Here is a 1,537-nt window from a genome sequence, read left to right on the forward strand (position 1 = left end):
TCGCTAAGGGCTGTCCCGCAAAGATCTTGGCTCCGAGTGCAGAGCAGCCGGAAGAGCTGGCGAGGTGCTCAACTGGTGGTTCGTGAGGTGTCCAGGAACCGGGCGAAGTCGGCGAGCGAGTGGAAGTCGTTCTCCCGTAGGCCGATCCGCGGGTTGACGTGGTGCAGGAGCCCGGTGCCTTGGTGGTGGGCGGTCACGTAGCTCTGATCCAGCTCGCTCTGCTCGTCGTCCACCCACGCGAAAGGACGGCCGCCTGCGTAGTCCACCAGCGGCCCGGTCTTCCAGTGGACGCCATCAGGGCGCTCTTGGAGCAGGACGTCGCCGAAGTCCACAAAGGGAAGTTCCGGAAGGCCCAGGACCGGTGCGATCCACCGGTTGGCGTCGTCCATCCATGTGGTGGCCCAGCACAGCTCGAAGCCGAGCTGGAGCAGGGATCGTCCATGCTCTGGGTTGAGCCAGACCCGCAGGGGCCGTCGGGACGAGAGGCCTCTGTCGTCCTGATGGGCGTCGTTCCGGGGGACTCTGAGTGTGGTGTAGCCGTTGGGACGCCGCTCCGGCTTGGCCGCGTAAGGGTTGAGCGGCCCGTCCACGTCGAGGAACAGCAGAGGTCGATTCACGGTTTCCCCCGGTCTTGCGCACTGTGGACTGCCCCGAGCAGCGTAACTGTGGGATTGCCTCGGCATTGGGCCGGCCTGAGTGATGATCATGATGTGGTGAGTGTGATCACGGCATCGGAGCCGTCCTGGATAACCCCGTTCGCAGGGCTGAGCCCGCGCTGCTTTGGCAAGCTGCTGACCGCGCTGCGGCGTGAGGGAGCAGATGTGGTCCACCGAGGCCGGCAGTGGAGCCTGCCGCTGGAGGACCGGGTGTTGCTGGTCACGGCCTACTGGCGCACCAATCTGACGTTGCGGCAGCTCGCTCCGCTGTTCGGCGTCTCGAAGTCCACGGCCGGCCGAGTCATCAACCACCTCGGCCCCCTGCTCGCACTCCAGCCCCGTAGGCGGTTCGCCAAGGGCACCGTGCTCATCGTGGACGGCACCCTGGTCCCCACCCGTGACCACGCCATCGCCGAGCGGTCGAAGAACTACCGGTACTCCACCAACCACCAGGTCGTCATCGACGCCGACACCCGCCTGGTCGTCGTGGTCGGCCGGCCGCTCGCCGGGAACCGCAACGACTGCAAGGCATGGGAGGAATCCGGCGCCAAGGCCGCCGTCGGCAACACCGTCACAATCGCCGACGGCGGCTACCCGGGCACCGGCCTCGTCATCCCGCACCGCCGTAAGCGCGGCCAGAGCGAACTCCCGGACTGGAAAGAGGAACACAACAAGTCCCACAAGCAGGTCCGGGCCCGCGTCGAGCACGTCTTCGCCCGCATGAAGACCTGGAAGATCCTCCGCGACTGCCGCCTCAAAGGCGACGGCGTCCACCACGCCATGCTCGGCATCGCCCGGATGCACAACCTCGCCCTCGCCGGATAAGCAAGGCGGCCGCCATGCCCGAGGCGGCTTCAAGATCTTTGCGGGACAGCCCTTAG

The 1,537-nt window shown here is 66.7% G+C and carries 2 protein-coding genes; one reads left to right on the forward strand and one right to left on the reverse strand.

The genetic code is table 11. The features are described from left to right. Positions 1-68: 68 nt before the first annotated feature. Positions 69-617 carry a hypothetical protein gene (locus AC0682_RS31475; protein WP_478536646.1) on the reverse strand — a complete coding sequence of 183 codons (549 nt, stop codon included), beginning with the start codon at positions 615-617 and terminating at the stop codon, positions 69-71. Positions 618-710: 93 nt separating this feature from the next. Here AC0682_RS31475 and AC0682_RS31480 point away from each other — a divergent pair, with 93 nt between their 5' ends. Further along, the gene (locus AC0682_RS31480; protein ID WP_478536648.1) at positions 711-1,481 is read left to right on the forward strand and encodes a transposase; all 771 of its coding nucleotides are present in this window, start codon (positions 711-713) and stop codon (positions 1,479-1,481) included. The last annotated feature ends 56 nt before the right edge of the window (positions 1,482-1,537 follow it).

The organism is Streptomyces sp. NPDC043746 (assembly GCF_056436485.1).